General features: G+C 60.3%; 24 protein-coding genes and 1 pseudogene. 17 read left to right on the top strand and 8 right to left on the bottom strand.

Translation table 11 applies throughout. The features are described 5' to 3' along the window. Positions 1-32: 32 nt before the first annotated feature. From ISX84_RS21080 to nthA, 3 genes are read right to left on the bottom strand one after another with little or no spacing between them, the layout of a single operon-like run. On the bottom strand, positions 33-347 hold the full coding sequence (locus ISX84_RS21080; protein WP_195822388.1) for a nitrile hydratase accessory protein: 315 nt from the start codon (positions 345-347) through the stop codon (positions 33-35). Next, positions 344-1,015 (bottom strand): nitrile hydratase subunit beta, encoded by a 672-nt coding sequence (gene nthB, locus ISX84_RS21085; RefSeq protein ID WP_195822389.1) that lies wholly within the window; start codon positions 1,013-1,015, stop codon positions 344-346. The genes ISX84_RS21080 and nthB overlap by 4 nt, the downstream gene beginning before the upstream one ends. Then, positions 1,012-1,638 carry a nitrile hydratase subunit alpha gene (gene nthA, locus ISX84_RS21090; protein WP_195822390.1) on the bottom strand — a complete coding sequence of 209 codons (627 nt, stop codon included), beginning with the start codon at positions 1,636-1,638 and terminating at the stop codon, positions 1,012-1,014. Before nthA ends, nthB begins: the two co-directional genes overlap by 4 nt. A gap of 323 nt (positions 1,639-1,961) precedes the next feature. On the opposite strand from nthA, the gene secG reads away from it, so the two are divergent. Both secG and ISX84_RS21100 read left to right on the top strand, forming a co-directional pair. Then, the gene (gene secG / locus ISX84_RS21095; protein ID WP_195822391.1) at positions 1,962-2,327 is read left to right on the top strand and encodes a preprotein translocase subunit SecG; all 366 of its coding nucleotides are present in this window, start codon (positions 1,962-1,964) and stop codon (positions 2,325-2,327) included. Between the two features lie 172 nt (positions 2,328-2,499). Then, positions 2,500-4,146, top strand: coding sequence for a CTP synthase (locus ISX84_RS21100; RefSeq protein WP_195822392.1), 1,647 nt, complete (start codon positions 2,500-2,502; stop codon positions 4,144-4,146). A gap of 14 nt (positions 4,147-4,160) precedes the next feature. Here ISX84_RS21100 and ISX84_RS21105 read toward each other — a convergent pair whose 3' ends face one another. Then, on the bottom strand, positions 4,161-4,967 hold the full coding sequence (locus ISX84_RS21105; RefSeq protein ID WP_195822393.1) for a hypothetical protein: 807 nt from the start codon (positions 4,965-4,967) through the stop codon (positions 4,161-4,163). A 262-nt stretch (positions 4,968-5,229) separates the two neighbouring features. On the opposite strand from ISX84_RS21105, the gene rlmJ reads away from it, so the two are divergent. From rlmJ to ISX84_RS21175, 14 genes are all read left to right on the top strand, one after another. Then, positions 5,230-6,015, top strand: a complete 786-nt coding sequence (rlmJ, locus tag ISX84_RS21110; RefSeq protein WP_195822417.1) for a 23S rRNA (adenine(2030)-N(6))-methyltransferase RlmJ — start codon at positions 5,230-5,232, stop codon at positions 6,013-6,015. Between the two features lie 47 nt (positions 6,016-6,062). After that, on the top strand, positions 6,063-6,260 hold the full coding sequence (locus ISX84_RS21115) for a hypothetical protein (RefSeq protein WP_195822394.1): 198 nt from the start codon (positions 6,063-6,065) through the stop codon (positions 6,258-6,260). Between the two features lie 6 nt (positions 6,261-6,266). Next, a complete protein-coding gene (locus tag ISX84_RS21120) occupies positions 6,267-6,704 on the top strand; it encodes a tellurite resistance TerB family protein (protein ID WP_195822395.1) in 438 nt (145 codons plus the stop codon). A 37-nt stretch (positions 6,705-6,741) separates the two neighbouring features. Then, positions 6,742-7,182 carry a tellurite resistance TerB family protein gene (locus ISX84_RS21125; protein WP_195822396.1) on the top strand — a complete coding sequence of 147 codons (441 nt, stop codon included), beginning with the start codon at positions 6,742-6,744 and terminating at the stop codon, positions 7,180-7,182. Continuing rightward, complete coding sequence (locus ISX84_RS21130) at positions 7,179-7,919, top strand: phosphate/phosphite/phosphonate ABC transporter substrate-binding protein (protein ID WP_195822397.1); 741 nt, start codon at positions 7,179-7,181, stop codon at positions 7,917-7,919. Before ISX84_RS21125 ends, ISX84_RS21130 begins: the two co-directional genes overlap by 4 nt. A 126-nt stretch (positions 7,920-8,045) precedes the next feature. Further along, positions 8,046-8,822, top strand: a complete 777-nt coding sequence (locus ISX84_RS21135; protein WP_195822398.1) for an ABC transporter ATP-binding protein — start codon at positions 8,046-8,048, stop codon at positions 8,820-8,822. Positions 8,823-8,849: 27 nt separating this feature from the next. Next, a complete protein-coding gene (locus ISX84_RS21140) occupies positions 8,850-9,575 on the top strand; it encodes a transporter substrate-binding domain-containing protein (protein ID WP_195822399.1) in 726 nt (241 codons plus the stop codon). Between the two features lie 53 nt (positions 9,576-9,628). Continuing rightward, complete coding sequence (locus ISX84_RS21145) at positions 9,629-10,513, top strand: ABC transporter permease (RefSeq protein ID WP_195822418.1); 885 nt, start codon at positions 9,629-9,631, stop codon at positions 10,511-10,513. Next, positions 10,513-11,319: an ABC transporter permease gene (locus ISX84_RS21150; protein ID WP_195822400.1), complete on the top strand. Its 807-nt coding sequence runs from the start codon at positions 10,513-10,515 to the stop codon at positions 11,317-11,319. Before ISX84_RS21145 ends, ISX84_RS21150 begins: the two co-directional genes overlap by 1 nt. 85 nt (positions 11,320-11,404) lie before the next feature. Then, positions 11,405-12,739, top strand: coding sequence for a glutamine synthetase family protein (locus ISX84_RS21155; protein WP_195822401.1), 1,335 nt, complete (start codon positions 11,405-11,407; stop codon positions 12,737-12,739). A 7-nt stretch (positions 12,740-12,746) separates the two neighbouring features. Then, positions 12,747-13,424, top strand: coding sequence for a type 1 glutamine amidotransferase (locus ISX84_RS21160; RefSeq protein WP_195822402.1), 678 nt, complete (start codon positions 12,747-12,749; stop codon positions 13,422-13,424). Further along, positions 13,424-14,782 (top strand): glutamine synthetase family protein, encoded by a 1,359-nt coding sequence (locus tag ISX84_RS21165; protein WP_195822403.1) that lies wholly within the window; start codon positions 13,424-13,426, stop codon positions 14,780-14,782. Before ISX84_RS21160 ends, ISX84_RS21165 begins: the two co-directional genes overlap by 1 nt. A gap of 32 nt (positions 14,783-14,814) precedes the next feature. Then, positions 14,815-16,119: an NAD(P)/FAD-dependent oxidoreductase gene (locus tag ISX84_RS21170; protein ID WP_195822404.1), complete on the top strand. Its 1,305-nt coding sequence runs from the start codon at positions 14,815-14,817 to the stop codon at positions 16,117-16,119. A gap of 88 nt (positions 16,120-16,207) precedes the next feature. After that, the gene (locus ISX84_RS21175; RefSeq protein ID WP_195822405.1) at positions 16,208-17,398 is read left to right on the top strand and encodes a DegT/DnrJ/EryC1/StrS family aminotransferase; all 1,191 of its coding nucleotides are present in this window, start codon (positions 16,208-16,210) and stop codon (positions 17,396-17,398) included. Positions 17,399-17,405: 7 nt separating this feature from the next. On the opposite strand, the gene phaR is transcribed toward ISX84_RS21175, so the two are convergent. From phaR to ISX84_RS21190, 3 genes are all read right to left on the bottom strand, one after another. Further along, a complete protein-coding gene (gene phaR, locus ISX84_RS21180; protein ID WP_195822406.1) occupies positions 17,406-17,969 on the bottom strand; it encodes a polyhydroxyalkanoate synthesis repressor PhaR in 564 nt (187 codons plus the stop codon). 135 nt (positions 17,970-18,104) lie between these two features. Next, complete coding sequence (locus ISX84_RS21185) at positions 18,105-18,551, bottom strand: phasin family protein (RefSeq protein WP_195822407.1); 447 nt, start codon at positions 18,549-18,551, stop codon at positions 18,105-18,107. Positions 18,552-18,690: 139 nt separating this feature from the next. Next, positions 18,691-20,496 (bottom strand): PHA/PHB synthase family protein, encoded by a 1,806-nt coding sequence (locus ISX84_RS21190; RefSeq protein ID WP_195822408.1) that lies wholly within the window; start codon positions 20,494-20,496, stop codon positions 18,691-18,693. Positions 20,497-20,605: 109 nt separating this feature from the next. Here ISX84_RS21190 and phaZ point away from each other — a divergent pair, with 109 nt between their 5' ends. Next, positions 20,606-21,886 (top strand): polyhydroxyalkanoate depolymerase, encoded by a 1,281-nt coding sequence (gene phaZ, locus ISX84_RS21195; RefSeq protein WP_195822409.1) that lies wholly within the window; start codon positions 20,606-20,608, stop codon positions 21,884-21,886. 29 nt (positions 21,887-21,915) lie between these two features. Here the strand turns inward: phaZ and ISX84_RS23310 are convergent. Then, positions 21,916-22,025, bottom strand: a pseudogene (locus ISX84_RS23310) (IS5-like element ISNeu3 family transposase); the annotation flags it as partial.

Raw genomic sequence — 22,025 nt, forward strand, 5'->3', positions numbered from 1 at the left:
GGTCCAGCATCTCACCGCTTTTCGGACTTTTCCTATTCCAAGGTCACCGGCGCGCCATGTGGTGTGCTGAGGTAAGCCCGTTCCCAGGCATTTCTCATCTCAGCAACATCCCGGAGATCAGCCAAGTCCTTGCTGGCCAAGAACTGCTCCAACGTCTCCAGCCATGCCGTGAAGTAATCATCCCCGCCATCGAGCTCCTTGCTCAGCCCGTTCTTTTTCAACGTCGCGCCAAAGCAGCTTGCCCACTCCGGCCAGTCAAAATGACCCGCTTCGTTCAGATGCACGGTCAGGGCAAAGACCTGCGCATGCCAGGGTTCGGTGAAAACGGGGTCCGGCGCGTCCGTCATGCCGGGGCCAGATAGCTTTGCCACAGATCAAGAACGACCTCGTCACGAGGATGTTCGGGATGCGCCCAAAGCTCTGACGCCGGGAAGGCCACCGCGTAAAGCGGTTCCGCCGCATCCCCCAGCCGGTGCGCGGAGCTGTCCGGCAGGATGTGCGTGCCATGATACCGCACGACGCGTCCCGTGGCGCCTGCGGCATAGCGGGGCAACCGCGTGTGACCGCCATCGACCAGGGCATTGGCGGCAAGGCGGCGGGTGCGCACGGCATCTCCGGGTTGAAACGCTGGCGCGATATCGCTGGGGCGGTCGGCAGGACCACCCGCGGCCAAAACGGCCGGAACGGCGTCGGCCTTGAGCCTCTTATCCGCGCTCGGGCTCAGCGTGGGCGCTTGGCCGGCCAGTTCCTCGCGGCTCACCAGCTTGGCCTCAACGAGCAGATCCGCCAGGCCAGCCATCCATTTTTCGTAGTAGGAAAACCGCGTGTAATCCATCGGCGCCAGTCGTTCACGCGCATGTCGTGACACGTCGATGTTCCATGCCCCGTGTGCAGCGGACGCCAGGGTGATGGCCAGGGCGCGCTTGTGCCAATCGGCATGGAATACGGTGCCCTCTTCTTCCGGGACCACCGGCCCGTCACCATAGCGCCCGCCCATGTCATGCGGGCGACTCATGGTGCGGACCCCTCAACTGGCAGCGCAAGCCCGGTGCCGATCATGCTGTCGCGGGTGACCAGATCCATCAGCGCCGCCTCGTCCATACCGTCGCTGCCTGCGGGGCGCTCGGGGATCACCAGATACCGCACCTCTGCCGTCGAATCCCAGACCCGAACGGCAGTGTCCTCTGGCAGCGTCACCCCGAAATCGGCCAGCACGGCGCGCGGCTCACGCACGGCGCGGGCGCGGTAGGCATCGGATTTGTACCACCCTGGCGGAATGCCCAGAAGCGGCCACGGGTAACAGCTGCATAGGGTACAGACGACCATATTGTGAACATCAGCTGTGTTCTCCACCGCCACCATATGTTCGCCCTGCCGACCATAATATCCCATCTCGGACACCACCGCCGTTGCATCCTCCAACAGCGCTGTTTTGAAAGCCGGATCGCTCCATGCACGCGCGACGACATGGGCGCCATTGCGCGGACCGATCTTGTTCTCATAGGTGTCGATGATGACGTCTAGGGCGGCAGGATCGATCAGCCCTTTGCGGGTCAAAATCGTCTCCAGCGCCTTGACGCGGAGCGCTGGATCCGGCGGCAACAGGCTATGCGGGTGGTCGGGATCATCATGAGGCATGGCGCGACTTTGGAGCCCTCCTTCGACGTTGTCCAGCGCTTACCCGCCGGACTTATCCACAGGCCGGATTTTCACGGCGATTTTTCCCGCAAAACGTGTTATGCAATTCTTACGAAGTGAGTCTGCAGCGCCTCAATTCCAGGATAACCCTCTTAATCGGTGCGCATTAGAGAACAGCTTCAGCGGACCGTCGCCCGGCGGAATGATCAGGCGGCGGTCTCGGCTTGTGGCGCAGGCGTATTGCCTTGGCAATCCTCCCTTGCGGGTGGGGCCAAACTTGCCTAGATACCCCGAAAGCAAAATCGAAACGCATTGAGTCATTCATGGAAAACGTCGTCCTGATCGTCCACCTCATTCTGGCGCTGAGCCTGATTGCCGTTGTGCTCATGCAGCGCTCCGAAGGCGGTGGGCTGGGCATGGGCGGCGGTGGCGGTGGCGCCATGTCCGGCCGGGCCGCGGCAACGGCGCTTGGCAAAGTGACATGGTTGCTGGCGATCGCCTTCATCTGCACCTCGATCACGCTGACCATCTTTGCCGCCGAAAACGCCTCCGGTTCCTCCGTTGTGGATCGCCTGGGCGTGACCCCACCGGCGCTGAACGAACCCGCCGCACCTGCGGTGCCCGAAGGCGATTTGCTGCTGCCCCCCACGCCGGGTGACAATGCGCCCCTGGTTCCGACCGCCGATTAACGCCTAACTACAACCCCTTGCGGATGCGAGATGTTTTGCAACATCATGTTGCGGCACGTCTTGCCATCTGCGCCCGAATCCTGTTAGCCTTAAGTCCCGTGGACCTGCGACTTTCGCAGCTCGCCTGGATCGGCTTTTCTGACCGTAAAGATGCACGGGAGCATATCAGACCATGGCACGTTATATCTTTATCACCGGTGGTGTGGTGTCCTCCCTCGGCAAGGGGCTGTCCTCTGCCGCGCTGGGGGCTTTGCTGCAGGCGCGGGGCTTTTCGGTGCGGTTGCGCAAGCTTGATCCCTATCTGAACGTCGATCCGGGCACGATGTCGCCCTTTGAGCATGGCGAGGTTTTCGTGACCGACGATGGCGCAGAGACCGACCTCGACCTTGGTCACTATGAGCGCTTTACCGGCGTGCCCGCGCGCAACACCGATTCCGTTTCATCCGGGCGTATCTATTCCACCGTACTGGAAAAGGAACGGCGCGGCGATTATCTAGGCAAGACTATTCAGGTGGTGCCGCATGTCACAAACGAGATCAAAGCCTTCCTGGACGTGGGCGATGACGAAGTTGATTTCATGCTATGCGAGATCGGCGGCACGGTCGGTGACATCGAAGGGCTGCCCTTCTTCGAGGCGATCCGCCAATACGCTCATGACAAACCCCGCGGGCAGTGCATCTTCATGCATCTGACGCTGCTGCCCTATCTCGCGGCCTCGGGCGAGTTGAAAACCAAGCCGACGCAGCACTCGGTGAAAGAATTGCAATCCATCGGCATCGCGCCGGATATTCTGGTCTGCCGCTCTGAACATCCGATCCCCGAAAAGGAACGCGAGAAAATCGCGCTCTTCTGCAACGTGCGCAAGGAGGCCGTGGTGGCCGCCTATGATCTCAAAACGATCTATGACGCGCCGCTGGCCTACCACGAACAGGGGCTGGATCAGGCGGTGCTGGATGCCTTCGACATCTCACCTGCCCCTCGCCCTGATCTGACCGTCTGGCAGGATGTCTCCGACCGGGTGCATAACCCCGAAGGCGAGGTTAAAGTCGCGATTGTCGGCAAATACACGCAGCTTGAAGACGCCTATAAATCCATTGCCGAAGCGCTGAGCCATGGCGGCATGGCCAATCGGGTGAAGGTCAAGGTGGAGTGGGTGGACGCGGAAGTCTTCGACCAGGCCGATGACGTCGCACCGCATCTTGAAGGGTTCCACGCGATCCTCGTCCCGGGCGGTTTCGGAGAACGCGGGACAGAAGGCAAGATCAAGGCGGCGGAATTCGCCCGCACCCGCAAAGTACCTTACCTGGGCATTTGCCTTGGCATGCAGATGGCGGTGATCGAGGCGGCACGCAACGTGGCCGACATCAAGACCGCCGGCTCCGAGGAATTCGACCATGAATCCGGTAAAAAGCGTTTTGAACCAGTGGTGTATCACCTCAAGGAATGGGTGCAGGGCAACGCCAAAGTCAGCCGTAAGGTCGAGGATGACAAGGGCGGCACCATGCGTCTGGGCGCCTATGACGCGGTGCTGACCGATGGGTCAAAGGTGGCCGAGGTTTACGGCACCACCACCATCGACGAAAGGCATCGCCACCGCTACGAGGTGGACATCAAGTACCGCGATAAACTGGAGAACGCGGGCCTGTGCTTCTCCGGTATGTCCCCTGATGGCAAGCTGCCGGAAATCGTGGAATGGCCGGACCACCCTTGGTTCATAGGCGTGCAGTTCCACCCCGAGCTGAAGTCGAAACCTTTCGATCCGCACCCGCTGTTCAAGGATTTCGTGCGCGCTGCCAAGGAAATCTCACGGCTGGTCTGACCGCGACCCGGCCCTCAGATATTGCCGAAATGGTGCAGCACCACGCGCTTGTCGGGCAGCAGCAACAGGATGACCGAGCCGCGCTTGCCACTGTCGTCCATATGCTGGGATTCTATCGTGGCGCGGAAGATACCGGCGGCGCGGCGGTTGTATTCCTGTGCGCCCTGGCAAGTGAAATCATCCACCTTGGTGGCCAGATATGTGAGAACATCATCGCGTGATGCAAAACGGGTCAGCCCGTCCCCGCCCCCACGCGTGGCCAGATGCGCAAAAGAGCGGCCGTGGGTCACATAGCTGCGCGCCGTGATCTTGACTTTCAGATCATCAATCCGCGCGCCCCAATCCCGCTTTTCCTGCTCTGTTTGCTCGCGGGCCGCTTCTTCCTCCCGCGCACGTCGGTCTTCGGGGGATTCGCGCAGCGCCGGTTCCTCTGCCGCAACTTCGCCTTCCGGTTCGACCAGTGCCCCGCCCTTGATCTCGTAAAGCGTGTCCGAGGTCAGTTTGTCGGTCTTGTCGCTATCGGTGACGGCCTGAAAGGCTCCGAAGGCATCGCCGTCGGTGCTCATCGCAATGTCGCGACGGCTGCCATAGACCTTGCCGTTGATCACCACCTTGCGCTGGATCGGCGCAGCAGCGGTGAGCGGCTTGCCAAAGCTCCGGTCCGCCTTGCGCTGCAGCGCCTGCAATCGTTCCACCACCGGGCTGTGTTGCGCAGCGTCCTGCCAACCGGTGGAAGAAGCGGCGTCTTGATGCGAATGGCTCCGCTGAGAAAGTGCCGCCGCTGTCGGGGCCGGTCTGCGCTGTGGTGATGTCAGGGTCATGGGCAGCGGCCTCGTGGTTTGCAAAGACACGCATAAAGTGTAGAGCGCCATCCCGCGTCGCGCAACGTTCTTGACACGTCGGAAAGTGCTGTGACAGGCGGCGCCTGTGTCCGCGCCGCGAACCGAAGCCCCCCTGACAGAATACCGACGTCATGCAAGCGTCCAGATACACGCGCCACGCACGGACACGCCATATCCGCCGATTGTCGATCCGCGGTCATTAGTCGTTGCGCCCACCCGCCAGTCGGCTACACCCAAACGCATGCTCAGCTACCAACATATCTATCACGCGGGCAATCTCGCGGATGTGCACAAGCATGGGCTGCTGGCCTGGATGCTGAACTATCTGACGGCAAAGGACAAACCACTTACCTACATCGAAACCCATGCGGGCCGGGCGCTCTATAATCTGCAGGATGCGGCAGCACTCAAAACCGGTGAAGCAGCCGCTGGCATTGGCAGGGTCGCCTCCTGGTTCGACGATGCACATCCTCTGACCAATGCGCTCAACGCCGTTCGCACCACCCATGGCGCCGACAGTTATGCCGGGTCACCGTTGATCGCAGCGCATGTGTTGCGCCCGGATGATCGGATGCATCTGGCCGAACTGCACCCCGGCGAACACGCGGCCCTGGACTTTGCGCTCTCCAGCTTCCCGGCCAAATGCTACCGGCAAGACGGGTTTGAACTGGCCCATTCGCTGACGCCTCCAACCCCTCGGCGCGGCCTCATGCTGATCGATCCCAGCTATGAGATCAAAACGGATTACGCGGATATTCCACGGCATATTGCGGGTGTCACGCGGGCGTGGAACGTCGGGATCATATGTTTGTGGTACCCGATGCTGACTGCCCAAAGTCACCTGCCGATGCTCACCGCGCTGCACAAGGCACACCCAAGCGCGCTGCGGCACGAGGTCCGGTTTCCGCCCGCGCGCAAAGGCCATGGCATGATCGGGTCGGGCATGTTCGTGATCAACCCACCCTACGGGCTTGAGGCTGAAGCCGCGCGTCTCTCGGACCGCTTTGCCACGCTCACCGCCGATTGATGTCCTGCCCTCTAGGCAGTCCCGCCGCTGCGTGCCAAGATGGGCGTATGCGCTTGAGCCTGACGCTGATCTTCCTGACCTTTGGCCACATGGCGGCAGCCTGTGAAATGCCCATGCGTCTCGTGGAACTCGATGCTTCCGCGCCGGGCCGCACCACGACCTTTAAAGAAACGCGCTCCGACATCGATCCGCAGGGGTCGGCGTGGGACAACATCTCCTTTGGAAAGAACCCGGAACCCAGCTGACCCTATATGTTTGAACGTCTCTTCCCCCGCAGAAAACCCGACCCGAAACCGCTGCCGCAGCCCAATGCCCAACTGGCCCTGGGGGCCTTGCTGGTGCGCGTGGCAATGGCAGATCGCACCTATCAGGCCTCGGAAGTCGGCCAGATTGACAGGATCCTCTCCGCCACCTTCGATCTCAAACCGCTGGAGGCGGCGAAGCTGCGCGCCACCTGCGAGGCGCTGGAGCGCCATGCGCCGGGCACGCCGGAGTTTGCCCAGATATTGCGGGACGAAGTGGCCTATGATGATCGCAAGGCGCTGGCCGATGCCATGTGGTCGGTCGCCCTGGTCGATGGGGAGCGCGACGCGACTGAAGAGGTGCAGCTGATGGCCATCGAAACTGCCCTTGGCCTGACCGATGAAGACATCGCCGCCGCCCGCCAAAATGCCCTGACGCCAAAGTAATATTGGCAGCCGCGCGAAACCTGACTATATCGCGCTTATGTTTGGAGAACTCTTAAAGCGCTTGACGCAGCCCGGTGAAGACGCGCTCCCCGATGAGGATGCGCGGCTGGCCCTGACCGCCCTGCTGGTCCGTATTGCACGGTCCGACAATGATTACAGTGCAGGCGAAAAGGACCGGATCGACCAGATCATCGCACAGCGCTACGGGCTTGGGCCCGGGGCCACCTCTGCCCTGCGTTCCGAGGCGGAGGCGCTTGAAGCCGAAGCCCCCGATACGGTGCGGTTCACCCGGTCCATCAAGGATGCCGTACCCTACGAGGAGCGGCGCGCTGTGGTGCAGGCGCTCTGGCAGGTGGTGTTGGCCGATGGGTCCCGCGCGCAGGAAGAAGATGCGCTTGTGCGTATGGTCACCAATTTCCTGGGGATAAGCGATCGTGATTCCGCTTTGGCACGACAGGCGGTCGACGGCAGCGCATGACCGCCAGCCTGCCCATGTACGATGTGGCAAGCACACAGGCCGCCAATGACCGGCTCTGGACGGAAATTCGCGCATGCTACGGTGCTGGTCCAAGGGCGCTCGACCGCACCACCGATCCGCACAAGACATGGGAAGACCCTGATCTGGTATTGTCGCAGACCTGCGGCCTGCCCTACCGCAGCGCGTTGCACGGGCGCGTGCAGCTGGTCGGCACGCCGGACTATGGCGTACGTGGCTGCCCGCCCGGATATTACAAATCCATCATCGTGGTGCGCAAAGAGGATCCACGCGGCGATCTTGCCGCGTTTGCAGGCACGCGACTGGCGCGCAATGACGTGCGGTCGCAATCCGGCTGGGCCGCAATCGAGGGGCATTTGGTGGAAAACGGCTTCGGTTTCAGTTTCGCGGGCAATACGCTCGATACCGGTAGCCATGCTCTCTCTGCCGAGGCCGTGGCCGAGGGGCGGGCCGATCTTGCATCCCTCGACGCTGTCACCTGGACGTTGATCAAACGCGAAACGTCCCTTGCTCCGCGGCTGCGCGTGTTGCTCTCCACGCGGCCGACACCGGGGCTGCCGCTGATCACGGCGCGGGGACGCGATCCAGACCCGCTTTTCACTGCCGTGCACTCAGCCATCTCAGCGCTCAGCGCCCGTGATCGCGCCCGGCTTTTGCTGAAAGGGATTGTTGCCATTCCGGCGACAGACTACCTAGCCGAACCGCTGCCTCCGGGCTGAAATCCGGCTATCCAGCCCAAAAATGCGCATCCTGACCTAGCGGAAGGCGTTGTTTGCCGCATTCCACGTTGCAAAAGCTGCGATTTTGACCCCTTATACCGCCTTGAATCATTACGAGGCTTTACGTTGACTGCTGCGCAACCGGTTATTGAAATTACCAACCTGCACAAGGCCTACGGTGCGCTGGAAGTGCTCAAGGGTGTTAGCATCACGGCGCAGAAGGGCCACGTGATCTCTCTGATCGGATCGTCTGGGTCCGGCAAGTCCACTTTGCTGCGCTGTTGCAACCTTCTGGAGGACAGCCAGGAGGGTGAGATCAGATTCAAAGGAGAACCTGTCACCTGGAAAGGATCGGGCCATGGACGCCGCCCGGCGGATGCGGCCCAGGTGCTGCGGATGCGCACGAACCTGTCGATGGTGTTCCAGCAGTTCAATCTCTGGGCGCATATGTCGATCCTGCAGAATGTGATGGAAGCGCCGCTGACCGTCCTGCGACGCGACAGAGATGAGGTGGAAAAGGCGGCACGCGGTTATCTGGCAAAGGTCGGCATTGGCGACAAATGTGACGTCTACCCCGCACAGCTGTCCGGCGGCCAGCAGCAGCGCGCAGCCATTGCGCGCGGTCTGTGCATGGAGCCCGAGGCGCTGCTCTTTGACGAACCCACCTCTGCGCTTGATCCGGAGCTGGAGCAGGAAGTGGTCCGGGTGATCAAGGATCTGGCCGCCGAAGGCCGCACCATGATCATCGTGACCCATGATATGAAACTGGCCGCTGATGTGTCGGACCACGTGGTCTTCCTGCATCAGGGGCTGATCGAAGAACAAGGGCCGCCGGAGACGCTCTTTGGCGCGCCCAAATCCGAACGATTGCGCGGGTTCCTATCAGCAACCCACGCGGCGTAACTCAAATAAAAACAAGGGAGTAACAAAATGAAAAACCTTATCCTTACGACTGCTGTGCTGGCTCTTTCGGCTGGCATGGTGATGGCCGACGGCCACGGTAAAACCATCCGTCTGGGCACAGAAGGTGCCTACCCTCCGTACAACTTTCTCAATGACGCTGGCGAGGTTGCAGGCTTCGAGCGCGAACTGGGCGATGAGCTTTGCAAGCGGGCGGAATTGACCTGTGAGTGGGTCACCAATGAATGGGACAGCATCATCCCCAACCTCGTCTCCGGCAACTACGATGTCATCATCGCGGGCATGTCGATCACCGACGAGCGGGACGAGGTGATTGATTTCACACAGAATTACACGCTGCCCGACCCATCGGCCTACATCGCCACATCCGAAGACGCTGATCTGACCGGCGGTGTTGTCGCGGCGCAGACCAACACTATCCAGGCCGCCTTTATCGCGGAAGGTGGCGCGACATTGGTTGAATTCGCAACGCCCGAAGAGACCATCGCCGCCGTCAAGAATGGTGAAGCGGATGCCGTTCTGGCCGACAAGGCTTTCCTTTTGCCCATCGCGGAGGCTGATGCCGACCTGGTTCTGCTGGAGCAGGAAGAGTTGATCGGTGGTGGCATCGGGCTGGGCCTGCGCGAAAGCGATGCCGAATTGAAAGAGAAGTTCAACGCCGCCATCACCACGATGAAGGAAGACGGTTCCCTGAACGAATTGCTCACCAAGTGGGAAATTTTCGGGCAGTTCTGATCTGATGCCAGGGGGCGGCCCGACGCTGCCCCCTGATTTTTCAAGAGGTTATTATTTTCAGTTTTTGTACAGATCCCAGCACCTTGCCGGACTGGCAATGGATGGCGTGCTACCTGACCACGGGCAAGCACATGTCGATCTATACTTCCGTGCTGACGGTTTTGCTGCTGCTGGGGATCACGGCGCCCATCGCGCTGGCGTTCGGGTTTGGCGGTGCCACCGCGGCCCGGTCACAGATTGCGCCGCTGCGGTGGTTCGGAAAAGCCTACATCGCCATCGTCCGCGGCGTCCCTGATATCGCGTTCTTCTTGTTCTTTGTCATTGCGCTGGATCAGGCGGTCGAATACCTGCGTCACAAGGTGCTCTGCCCCGATTGGGAAGGGCCCATTCGGCAGGGCAACGATTTCGTGGTCTGCCAGGCAGCCAAGATGCCGCTGGGCAATGCGCCGCAGTGGGTGCACGAAAGCTATGGGTTTGGCCTCGCCGTTCTGACGTTTGCCATCGTGTTCGGCGCGTTTGCCGCCAATGTTCTGTTCGGAGCGATGCGCGCGGTGCCGCGCGCGCAACTGGAAACAGCCGAAGCCTACGGCATGAGCCAACACCAGACCTTCTGGCGCATCCTTGTGCCGCAGATGTGGGTCTACGCCCTGCCCGGTCTCAGCAACCTCTGGATGGTTTTGATCAAAGCAACGCCGCTGTTGTTCCTGCTCGGCGTCGAAGACATCGTCTATTGGGCCCGCGAACTCGGCGGCACAAAAACGCCCCGCTTTACCGACTATCCGCATGGCGACTGGCGCATGTGGTACTTCCTTGCCCTGCTGGTTTTCTACCTGCTCTTCACCCGCGTCTCGGAAATCGTGCTGGCGCGGATCATGTCGCGCCTGACCCATGGTCAGGCCACGGCAGGCGGCGAAGCTCAACGCAAGGCGACCGCCTGATGTCCTGCTTCCAGACCATCCAGGACTACGGCCTGCGTGCCATTGGCATCGGTGAACGACTACTTCCACGCGAGGATTTCACGCTCTGTCACCAGTTCACCCTGATCGGCTCCGGCATGATCTGGAACATCTACTTCGGCCTGCTGGCCCTCACGCTGGGCTTCTTTCTCGCCACGGCGCTGGCCATGGGCAAGGCGTCATCGCGCACGCTCTTTCGCAAACCCAGCGAGTGGTTCATTTTCCTGTTCAGGGGCTCACCGCTCTTCATCCAGTTCTTCTTCGCTTACTTCCTGTTTTTGAACCTGAAATCGGTCCACCCGTTTTTTGAACCCTTCACCGCGGCATGGCTCGGCGCGCTGGTTGTCTTGTTCTTCAATACCGCCGCCTATTCGGCCGAGATCTTCTATGGGGCCCTGCTGTCGATCCCAAAAGGCGACATCGAAGCTGCGGATGCCTATGGCCTGTCCGGCTGGTCCCGCTTCACACGTGTGATCTGGCCGACGATGCTGCGTCTGGCGTGGCCGGGCTATACCAACGAGGCAATCTTTCTGTTTCACGCCACGGCGCTGGTGTTCTTCTCCGGCTTTCCAGCCTGGCAGCAACGCGGGGATGCGCTCTACTACGCGAGCTACTTTGCCGACAAGACCTTCAACCCATTTGTGCCCTACCCCATTCTGGCCTTCTACTTCATCCTGCTGACCCTGATCGTGATCGCTGTCTTCGGCTTTGTGAACAAACGGCTGAACCGGCATTTGCCGCAAAATACACGGCAGAAAATCAGGTTGCGCCCGAACCTGATCCGGTAGTATCCATAATTTGATCAAATTATCCGTGGCGCTGATCATGGGCCGGTTTGCAGCCGTGTTCGCCAGCCCACCGCATCGGTGACCTATGAAGAACTGGCTCCGCAAGAACCCGCAAGTCCGCACCATTCGTGTGGCTGCTGCCGACCTCAATGGCCAGGCCCGCGGCAAACGTATCCCCTCGCGTTATGCGGACAAGGCGGTGGAGGGCGGCACGCGGTTTCCCATGTCGGTGCTCAACCTCGACATCTGGGGCGAAGACATCGACGACAGCCCACTGGTCTTTGAAAGCGGCGACAAGGACGGCGTCCTGAAGCCGACCGAGCGGGGTTTCATGCCGATGCCCTGGCTTGAGGCGCCAACCGCCCTGCTACCCATCTGGATGTTTCATGAGGATGGCAAGCCCTATGAGGGCGACCCCCGCCACGCCCTGCGCGCCGTGCTGGACCGCTACAAAGCGCGCGGGCTGACGCCCGTCTGTGCCATGGAGCTGGAGTTCTTCCTCATCGACGATTCCGGGCGCAATCTGCAGGTTCCACCCTCTCCACGGTCAGGCAAGCGCCGGGTCGCCGGCGAAATCCTGTCCCTGCGCGCCCTGGACCAGTTCGACACCTTTTTCACCGATCTCTACGACGCCTGCGAAGAGATGGATATCCCCGCCGATACCGCCATCTCAGAGGCCGGTTTGGGCCAGTTCGAGATCAACCTGATGCATTGCGATGATGCGCTGCGGGCGGCTGATGATGCCTGGCTCTTCAAAATGCTGGTCAAGGGGCTGGCGCGGCGTCACGGGTTTGCGGCCAGTTTCATGGCCAAACCTTACGAGGATTATTCCGGCTCTGGCCTGCATGTGCATTTTTCGGTGCTGGACGCCGGCGGGCATAACATCTTTGACAATGGCGGCCCCGAGGGCACGGGTGTTCTGCGCCACGCGGTGGCGGGCTGTCTGGATGCGATGCAAAGCTCAGCCCTGGTATTTGCGCCCCATGCCAACAGCTTTGACCGGATGGTGCCGGGCAATCACGCGCCGACCGGTGTCAGCTGGGCCTATGAGAACCGTACCTCAGCCATTCGCATCCCCTCGGGTCCCCCTGTTGCGCGCCGTATCGAACACCGGGTCGCGGGCGGGGACGTGAACCCTTACCTTATGCTCGCTGCCGTTCTGGGCGCCGCGCTCAACGGGATCGAGGACGCAGAGGACCCGCCCGCCCCCATTACCGGGAATGCCTATGCCGCCGATCTGCCGCAGATCCCAGCCGACTGGCGCTCCGCGATTGATGCCTTTGAGGCGAGCCCGCAGATGAAACGCATCTTTGCGCCGGACCTCATTCGCAACTATGTGCTGACTAAGCGCCAGGAGCTGCACTACATGCAGGAACTCTCGCCCGCTGAGCAAGTTACCATTTACCTCGATACGGTATGAGGCGGTTATGAAAATCGGAATCCTGATCACCGGCCACCCGCCCGATACGATGATGCAGGGGGGGCTCTACGATCAGTATTTCGCCCGCCTGCTGGACGGGCATGGATTTACCTTTGAGGGCTGGGCGGTTTGCGATGGCACCTTTCCCGACGGCGTTGATGCGGCGGATGGCTGGCTGATCACCGGATCGAAACACGGCGCGTATGAGGATCACGATTGGATCCCGCCGCTGGAAGCGTTCATTCGCACCGCACATGCGGCGCGCAAACCGATGATCGGCGTCTGTTTCGGACATCAGATCATCGCCCAGGCCATGGGGGGACGCATCGAGAAATTCGAGGGCGGATGGGCCGTGGGCGCGACCGACTATGTCCTGAACGGCACCACCACGACCATCAATGCCTGGCACCAGGATCAGGTTGTCGCAAAGCCCGAGAGCGCGGAAGTATTTGCCAGCAATGCCTTTTGCCAATACGCGGGCCTGTTCTATGGTGACCTGATGTGGACGATCCAGCCGCACCCCGAATATGACGCGGATTTCATCGACGGGCTGATCAGAACCCGGGGCAAGGGCGTTGTGCCGGACACGTTGCTGGATGAGGCCAGTGCCCGGCTGCAGGCCCCCACCGACCGGATGGATGTGGCCGAGATGATGGCCGCGTTTTTCAAGAAAGAGAGGGCCTGATGGCCGACTGGACGCAAGAACTGCCTGCCGCCGCGCAGATCTATCTCGAAGGGCGTAGGCTGGACGAGGTGGAATGCATCATCTCTGACCTGCCCGGAATTGCCCGAGGCAAGGCGGTGCCCGCCTCGAAATTCGCCCGGCAGGATTACTTCCATTTGCCCGACAGCATCTTCTACCAGACGATCACCGGCGACTGGGGCGAAGCGGCGGGCGAGGACGGATTCATCGAAAAGGATATGATCCTCAAGCCCGATATGACCACGGCCACCGCTGCCCCCTGGACCGGCGACTGGACCCTGCAGGTGATCCATGACGCTTATGACCGGGAGGATGTGCCAGTGCCCTTCAGCCCGCGAAATGTGCTCAAACGGGTCTGCCAGCTTTATCGCGACAAGGGGTGGGAGCCGATCGTGGCCCCGGAGATGGAATTCTTTCTGGTCGCCCGCAACATCGATCCGGCCCACGACATCAAGCCGATGATGGGCCGTTCCGGTCGCCCTGCCGCTGCACGGCAAGCCTATTCGATGACCGCCGTGGACGAATTCGGCCCGGTGATCGATGACATCTATGATTTTGCCGAAGCGCAGGGGTTCGAGATCGACGGCATCACGCAGGAAGGCGGGGCGGGACAACTGGAGATCAACCTCCGCCACGGCGATCCGGTCAAGCTCGCCGACGAGGTGTTTTATTTCAAGCGCCTGATCCGCGAAGCCGCGCTGCGCCACGACTGCTTTGCCACCTTCATGGCCAAGCCGATTGCGGATGAGCCGGGCAGTGCCATGCATATTCACCACTCCGTGCTGGACAGCGAAACCGGGGCCAATGTCTTTTCCGACAAGGACGCGGGCGAGACCGATGCCTTCATGCATTTCATCGCAGGGCTGCAAAACCACATGCCCGCAGCACTGGCGGTGATTGCGCCCTATGTGAACAGCTACCGCCGCTATGTGAAAGACCACGCTGCCCCGATCAACCTCGATTGGGGGCGCGACAACCGCACCACCGGCATTCGCATTCCGCTCTCCGATCCCGATGCACGGCGGGTCGAGAACCGTCTCGCCGGGATGGACTGCAACCCCTACCTCGGGATCGCGGCAAGCCTGGCCTGCGGCTACCTCGGGATGACCCAGGGCAAGATGCCCGCCGCGGAATTCAAAGGGGACGCCTATGACGGCGACGGGGATATTCCGCGCGTCCTGGGGTCTGCCTTGGATTTATTCGAGCAGGCGACAGAGTTACACGAGGTGCTTGGATCGGAGTTTGCACGCGTCTATTCCATCGTGAAACGGGCCGAATATGACGAGTTCCTGCAGGTCATCTCCCCCTGGGAGCGGGAACACCTGCTGATGAACGTCTGATCGCAGGCGCATTTCACGGAGAGGGTGGCCCCTTGAACCTGCTTTACGCAAACGACACACTCGGGACCTACCCTGCCAGCTGGTACGCGGCCAGCACCCCGGCGCCCGCGCCCTTTGACAGTCTCAAGGGCGAGGTCAAGGCAGATGTTTGCGTGGTCGGCGCAGGTTACACCGGGCTGTCAGCCGCGCTGCATCTGGCGCAAGCGGGGCGGCGGATTGTGGTTCTGGAGGCCCATCGTGTGGGGTTTGGGGCCTCCGGGCGCAACGGCGGGCAATTGGGCAGCGGGCAGCGCGTCGATCAGCACGGGTTGGAAAGCATGGTGGGCGATACCCAGGCCCGCGCGCTGTGGGACCTGGGTGAAGAGGCCAAGGCGCTGGTCAAATCACTGATCGCGGATCACAAAATTGACTGCCACCTGAAACCCGGCGTGGCGTGGACAGGCTCCACAAAATCAGACGTTGCGTATTTGCACAAATACGCCGCACTGCTGAATGACAAATATGGATATGACGCGGTCGAAGCGCTGGATGCAGAGGCCTGCCACGCAATCTGCCCCTCGCCGGACTACAAGGGCGGCCTGTTGGATATGGGGGCCGCGCATCTGCACCCGTTAGCCTTTGCCCTTGGTCTAGCGCGTGCGGCGACGGCTGCGGGCGTGACAGTTTACGAACGGTCCTGTGTGCACGGGCTGGAGCACGGGGCGCCGGCAACCCTCCGCACGGATGCCGGACGGGTTGTAGCTGATCACGTGATCCTGGCCTGCAACGGGTATCTGTCATCCCTCGCGCCTTCCGTCTCTGCCCGCGTCATGCCGATCAACAATTTCATCGTGGCCACCGAACCGCTGGAGGATCAGGCGCATCGGGTTCTGGCGCGCGATGTGGCCGTCGCCGACAGCCGGTTTGTGGTCAACTACTTCCGGCTCAGCCATGACGGCCGCCTGCTGTTCGGCGGTGGCGAAAGCTACGGGTACAAATTCCCGCGCGACATCGCCGCAACGGTGCGCAAACCGATGGAAACCGTCTTTCCGCATCTCAAGGGCGTCAAGGTGGATTACGCCTGGGGTGGCACGTTGGGGATCACGATGAAACGCTTTCCCTATCTGGCGCGGGTTGCGCCCAACATTCTGTCGGCCTCCGGATATTCCGGCCATGGCGTCGGGACCGCAACGCACGCAGGCAAGCTGATGGCGCAGGCCATCGAGGGAGAGACGGACGGGTTCGACACGATGCGCACCATCCCCACGCCTGCGTTCCCGGGCGGCGGTGCCTTGCGCACACCGCTGCTGGTGCTGGCCATGAGTTGGTACGCCCTGCGCGACCGGCTTGGTTTCTGACGCGGGGCGCGACGTTACAAACTATTTACTTGGCGTGGTGGATCGGTTGTTTTAGAATTTCCAAAAGTCACATTAAGGAAATCCGAATATGACGCTCCCCGACATGCACACGGCTGAACCCATTCCCGAAGCCGCCCGTGCGGAGATCGAGCGTTTGCTGCAAACCGGGGATCTCTTTCGCTACACTGCCGCCTCAGATGCCCCCGTAGCCCTGCTGGAGGCGGAGTTTGCCGCGCTGATGGGCAGCAAATATGCGCTGGCCGTGTCCTCCTGTTCGGCAGCCCTCTTCCTCTCCCTCAAAGCGTTGGATCTGCCCCGGGGCGCGCGGGTACTGATCCCCGGCTTTACCTTCGCCGCCGTGCCGTCTTCGGTCGTGCATGCGGAGTGCACACCCGTGCTCTGCGAGGTTGGCGACAATTACCGCATCGATCTGGACGACTTCGAAGCAAAGCTGGCAGGCGATATCAAGGCGGTCATCATCAGCCATATGCGCGGTCATACGTCCGACATGGACGCGATCATGAAGCTCTGCACCGCAGCCGATATCCCCGTCATCGAAGATGCTGCACACTCGCTCGGCACGCTCTGGCGCGGGCAAAAGATTGGTACCCTCGGCAAGGTCGGCTGTTTTTCTTTTCAGTCCTACAAGATGGTCAATGCAGGTGAAGGCGGCATTCTGATCACGGATGACGCCGATCTTGTGGCCCGCGCGATCATCATGTCGGGTGCCTATGAGCACAATTGGAAGAAACACCCGGTCCTGCTGGAAGCCTTTTCCCGCCATCAAAACAAACTGCCGCTCTACAATCTGCGGCTGAACAACCTGTCAGCAGCACTGATCCGCCCGCAACTGGATGCCCTGGCGCAGAGGGTGCGGGATGGGCGGCGCAATCACGACTACGTGGCGGACCGGCTGAACCGCTCCCCCTTCATCGACGTGCCTGCGCCGCTGGAGGGCGAAGAGCGCGCGCCCGACAGCATTCAGTTCAACCTGGTCGGACTGGAGGACGCCACCATAGCCGCCTTCGCGCGCAGAGCGGAGGCCGCCGGGGTCAAAGTGCAGGTCTTCGGGCAGAGCGCGGACAATGCGCGGGCCTTCTGGAACTGGCAGTTTATCGAGGATCTGCCCGAGCTGCCGCGCACCCGTGCCATGCTGATGCGGGCCTGCGATGTCCGGTTGCCTGTGCGCCTCTCCCGCGCGGAATTGGATGCGGTCACAGACGTGCTGCTGAACGCCATCGAGACCGTCACGGCAGACGCGCAGCCCGCCGTGGCGTGATGACCGGTTACTTCAACTTGGAAAGTTTGTTCTGAAGCTCTGCCAACTGCTGTTTGATCGCGTCGAGGTCTTCGCCCTTTTCAGGGTCCGTTGACGCGGCCTCCTCGTCCGGCGCCTTCCAGCCGCTGCCGCCGCCCAAGCCCCCGGTCATCGCCTTCATGAAGGCCTGTTGCTGCGCCTGCATCAGTTCGAACCCCGGCATCTTGGCCATTGGGTTCATCGCGCTCATCTTGTCCATCATCTGGCTCTGACCGTCGCGCAGCATCTCAAAGGACGCTTGCAGGAATTGCGGCACGACACTGGCACCCGGTGTCATGTAACTGCGCACCAGATCGTTCAGCACATCCACCGGCAGGACACTTTCCCCGCGGCTTTCATGTTCGGCAATGATTTGAAGCAGGTACTGGCGCGTCAGGTCGTCGCCCGACTTCAGATCGACGATCTGCACCTCCCGGCCCTCGCGGATCAGCGTGGCAATATCGTCCAATGTCACATAGTCGCTGGTTTCGGTATTGTAGAGACGCCGGCTTGCGTATCGCTTGATCAGCAATGGTTTGTCTTTATCCGCCACACGACTTCTCCCTCATCCTGCGCTGCATTGCAGCTTAGGACACAGATTTGTAAAAAGAAAGGGCGGGCTTTTAAAAAGCCCGCCCGCAAAGTTTACGCCATTCAGGGAGGAAGTAGGCGCTAACTGGGATACTAATTACTTCGCAGTTGCTGCTTTTTTGACGGCAGCTGTTGCTTCTTTGGTGGCTTTTTTCACGGCGGCAGACGCGTCTTCGCTCATGTCTTTGCCGGCAGCCATCATCAGTTCAACTGTTTCCATCTGCGCTTTTTTCGCGACTTCAGCGAAAGCGGCCATGTGCTCAGCAGCTGTTTCGGAATATGCGGAGGCGAAATCGGTCATCGCTTTTGCATAATCAACAGGCTCTGCCTTGGCTTTGGACATCTCTGCCAGTTTGGCCAGGGTGTCTTGGGTCCACTTGCTGGAGATCTCGGTGGATTTCTCTGCAGCTGTCAGGGCCACGCCGGACAGTTTTTCGTTCAGGCTTGCTGTTGTCTTGAACGCGTCTTCCATGGCTGCTGTGTCAACCGGGAATGCGCCCATGACGTCTTTGAGCATCGCTGTCATGTCAGGTGTCTTTGTCATTTCAATAATCCTTTGTCGCTTGCGGGATGATCCCCGCGTTTCTGCGTCTGCAACAGGATATACATGCCGCAGCGCAGCATTTCAAGTGTTTTTTCTGCATTGCAGCATTTTTTTGATTTAGCAGAAACCGCTATTGAAATCAGAGGGTTGCCTTCTTGGCCACATAGGTTCCGGGCGCATCACAGAGCACCAGATGGCTCGAATCTCCCGGTATGCGTGCGGGAATCATCTTGCCCGCGCGCTTTTTCAGCCAGCTTTCCCACCGCGGCCACCAGGATCCTTCGTGGAAATCGGCCCCTGCAAGCCAGTCCGTGTAGTCCAGCTTCAGATCAGGGTTGGTATAGTGTCCGTACTTGTTCCGGGTCGGCGGGTTCACAATCCCGGCGATATGGCCCGATTGGGTCATGATGAAGGTCTTATCCTTTGACCCCATCTGCTGAATGCCACGGTAGCTGTCTTTCCAGGCGGCGATGTGATCCGTCTCGCAGGCGATGGCACAGAGCGGGACATCGACATCGCCAAGGGTCAGCTTGTGCCCCAGCAGATCGAACCCGCCCTGCGCCAACTCGTCCCGCTGGCACAACCCGCGCAGATATTGCATCGACATCTTGCCGGGCAGGTTGGCCCCGTCCCCATTCCAATAGAGAAGATCGAAGGCGGGCGGTGTTTCCCCCATCATGTAGCTCTTGATCGCCGGGCCATAGATCAGATCGTTGGAGCGCAGAAAGGAAAACGTCCGCGCCATGATGACCGAAGGCAGCACGCCCTTGTCCTCGATCTCCTCTTCGATGCCGTCGATAAAGTCATTGGTCAGGAAGGGCGCGAATTCGCCCTGATCTGAAAAATCGGTCAGCGCCGTAAAGAAGGTCGCGGATTTGACGGATTTATCGCCCTTCTGCTTTAGCAACGACAGGGTCAGCGCAAGTGTCGTGCCGGCAATACAGTAGCCAATGGCATTGACCTGCTTTTCGCCAGTGATGTCTTTGATTTCCGCAATCGCGGTCAGGTAGCCGTCTTCAATGTAGTCTTCCATCCCGATGTCCCGGTATGTCGGATCGGGGTTGACCCAAGAGACGACAAACACCGTGTGACCCTGATCTACCAGCCATTTCACCAGACTGTTCTGCGCCTTGAGATCAAGGATGTAGAATTTGTTGATCCAGGGCGGGAAGATCACCAGCGGCGTTTTATGGACCTCCTCGGTGGTGGCCGTGTATTGGATCAATTCCATCATCCGGTTGCGAAAGACCACCTTGCCCGGCGTCGTGGCAATGTTGCGTCCCAGCTCAAAGGCGGTCTCATCCGCAAGCTTGACGACCAGCTCACCCTTGTTTGCCTCAAGATCATGGATCAGGTTTTCCAACCCCTGAACCAGGCTCTGCCCCTCTGTCTCCAACGCTTTTTCCAGCGCGTCCGGGTTCGTTGCCAGAAAATTGGTTGGCGACATCAGATCCACGATCTGACGCGCGAAATAGGTCAGCCGGTTTTTCTCCGACGGATCGAGGTCGGTCACATCCTGCACTGCGGTTGTCAGCGCTTCGGCGTTAATGAGGTACTGTTTCTTGACGTAATTGAAGTAGGGATGCGTGTCCCAGAGCGGATTCGCAAAGCGTCTGTCCTTTGGGCCAGGGTCTTCCGGTGCCGTTAATTTACCCTTGGCCAGCTCTTGCTGCGCCTGCACAAATTGTTTCATTGTGTCGGCCCAGTAGGTCATCTGGTGTTCAAAAACCTTCGCGGGATTGTTAACGGCCTCGGCCCAATAGGCCTGTGCCGCGCGGCCGAACAACTCTTGATTCGGCCCATCTAACGCGGGGTTATGGGTCTGACGGTTGGTCAGAACCCGCTGCAATCGTTCCGACAGTTCCTCCACTTTCTGGAGGTTTTCAGTCATCCTCTCAAGTGTTTCACCCGAGGGGATCACGTCGCTGTCGGAATGTGTTGTCATGTTAACCTTTCCCTCGTATGTTTGCAGTTGCAGCATAAAGTCGTTGGCTTCAGGGGGCGAAGCGACTGCGTGTAACCGGTGCGCCCGGATTGTAACAAGGAGACCCCTTATGCGCTATATGGCGACATACGACTTGATGGAAACGATGCGCAACACAAACCAATGGCTCGGCGCGACCGCCCTCGCCATGGCAGCCTACCCTGCTTTCTCCTTGATTCCAAACCCTGCCTTCGCCTGGATGCAGGCCTGGGGTGAGGTGACGGAACGCACCTTTCAGCGCATGATCGTCAAGCCTGACTGGAACATTCCTGCGGTTCCGACAAATGACGGGCAGGACCATCTGGTTACAACCGAGATTGTCGTGAAGCGCGATTTTGGCGATTTGCTGCATTTCGAAGTCCCCGGGCGGGAGACGCCTGATCGCAAGGTGCTGCTGGTGGCACCGATGTCGGGGCACTACGCAACGCTGCTCCGCTCCACCGTGATCAGCCTGCTGCCCGATGCCGATCTCTACATCACCGATTGGCACAATGCGCGGGACATTCCGGTCAGCGCCGGGAAGTTCGACATCGAAGACTATACCCTCTACCTCGTGGATTTCCTGAAAGAGCTTGGCCCCGACACGCATGTGATCGCCGTGTGCCAGCCCGCTCCGCTGACACTGGCCGCCACCGCTTATCTGGCCGAAGAAGACCCCAAGGCACAGCCCCGCAGTCTGACGCTGATCGGCGGACCCATTGATCCGAATGCGACACCCACGGATGTCACGGATTTCGGTCACCGGATGACGATGGGTCAGCTTGAGGAAATGATGATCCAGCGCGTGGGCTTCAAATACCCCGGCGTGGGCCGCATGGTTTATCCCGGCCTCCTGCAGCTCAGCTCCTTCATCTCGATGAACGCCGAGACACATGCAAAGGCCTTCACCGATCAGATCGGGCGCGTGGCGCGGGGCGAAGGCGCGGACCACGACAAGCACAATAAGTTCTACGATGAATATCTGGCGGTCATGGACATGACGGCGGAATTCTACCTGTCGACCGTAGAGCGTATCTTCAAGAACGGCGAGATTGCCAAAAACGAATTCACCGTTGCGGGCAAAGAGGTCGATATCGGCAAGATCACCACGGTAGCCGTCAAGACGGTCGAAGGGTCCAATGACGATATCTCGGCACCCGGCCAATGCATTGCGGCGCTCGACCTCTGTACCGGTCTGCCAGACGACAAGAAAGCCAGCCATGTTGAAGACGGTGCGGGCCACTACGGGATTTTCGCAGGCAAGAGCTGGCGTAGGAACATCCGCCCGCTTGTGCTCGATTTCATCGATGCCAACAGCGGCAAGCCTGCCCGCAAACCGCGCAAGGCTGCAAACAAGAACGCCGCCGCCTGACCCGCAGCGCCTCTAGGCTGAATCGACATTCAGCGCATCCATAGTATTGCTGATGCAATGTGCAGGAAGCTGAGGAAATAGATTGCGCGGCGGTCGAAGCGGGTGGCGATGCGTCGGAAGTGTTTGAGCTTGTTGAAAC

The organism is Roseobacter sp. MH60115, assembly GCF_015644665.1.
Lineage (GTDB): Bacteria > Pseudomonadota > Alphaproteobacteria > Rhodobacterales > Rhodobacteraceae > Roseobacter.

Bases quoted from the DNA above. Each gene is read 5' to 3' on its own strand.
- nthA (WP_195822390.1), bottom strand. From the start codon at position 1,638: ATGCCTCATGATGATCCCGACCACCCGCATAGCCTGTTGCCGCCGGAT.
- ISX84_RS21120 (WP_195822395.1), top strand. From the start codon at position 6,267: ATGTTTGAACGTCTCTTCCCCCGCAGAAAACCCGACCCGAAACCGCTG.
- ISX84_RS21175 (WP_195822405.1), top strand. From the start codon at position 16,208: ATGACGCTCCCCGACATGCACACGGCTGAACCCATTCCCGAAGCCGCC.
- ISX84_RS21080 (WP_195822388.1), bottom strand. From the start codon at position 347: ATGACGGACGCGCCGGACCCCGTTTTCACCGAACCCTGGCATGCGCAG.
- nthB (WP_195822389.1), bottom strand. From the start codon at position 1,015: ATGAGTCGCCCGCATGACATGGGCGGGCGCTATGGTGACGGGCCGGTG.
- ISX84_RS21105 (WP_195822393.1), bottom strand. From the start codon at position 4,967: ATGACCCTGACATCACCACAGCGCAGACCGGCCCCGACAGCGGCGGCA.
- rlmJ (WP_195822417.1), top strand. From the start codon at position 5,230: ATGCTCAGCTACCAACATATCTATCACGCGGGCAATCTCGCGGATGTG.
- phaZ (WP_195822409.1), top strand. From the start codon at position 20,606: ATGCGCTATATGGCGACATACGACTTGATGGAAACGATGCGCAACACA.
- ISX84_RS21125 (WP_195822396.1), top strand. From the start codon at position 6,742: ATGTTTGGAGAACTCTTAAAGCGCTTGACGCAGCCCGGTGAAGACGCG.
- ISX84_RS21100 (WP_195822392.1), top strand. From the start codon at position 2,500: ATGGCACGTTATATCTTTATCACCGGTGGTGTGGTGTCCTCCCTCGGC.
- ISX84_RS21115 (WP_195822394.1), top strand. From the start codon at position 6,063: ATGCGCTTGAGCCTGACGCTGATCTTCCTGACCTTTGGCCACATGGCG.
- ISX84_RS21190 (WP_195822408.1), bottom strand. From the start codon at position 20,496: ATGACAACACATTCCGACAGCGACGTGATCCCCTCGGGTGAAACACTT.
- ISX84_RS21155 (WP_195822401.1), top strand. From the start codon at position 11,405: ATGAAGAACTGGCTCCGCAAGAACCCGCAAGTCCGCACCATTCGTGTG.
- ISX84_RS21160 (WP_195822402.1), top strand. From the start codon at position 12,747: ATGAAAATCGGAATCCTGATCACCGGCCACCCGCCCGATACGATGATG.
- ISX84_RS21140 (WP_195822399.1), top strand. From the start codon at position 8,850: ATGAAAAACCTTATCCTTACGACTGCTGTGCTGGCTCTTTCGGCTGGC.
- ISX84_RS21165 (WP_195822403.1), top strand. From the start codon at position 13,424: ATGGCCGACTGGACGCAAGAACTGCCTGCCGCCGCGCAGATCTATCTC.
- secG (WP_195822391.1), top strand. From the start codon at position 1,962: ATGGAAAACGTCGTCCTGATCGTCCACCTCATTCTGGCGCTGAGCCTG.
- ISX84_RS21185 (WP_195822407.1), bottom strand. From the start codon at position 18,551: ATGACAAAGACACCTGACATGACAGCGATGCTCAAAGACGTCATGGGC.
- ISX84_RS21130 (WP_195822397.1), top strand. From the start codon at position 7,179: ATGACCGCCAGCCTGCCCATGTACGATGTGGCAAGCACACAGGCCGCC.
- ISX84_RS21150 (WP_195822400.1), top strand. From the start codon at position 10,513: ATGTCCTGCTTCCAGACCATCCAGGACTACGGCCTGCGTGCCATTGGC.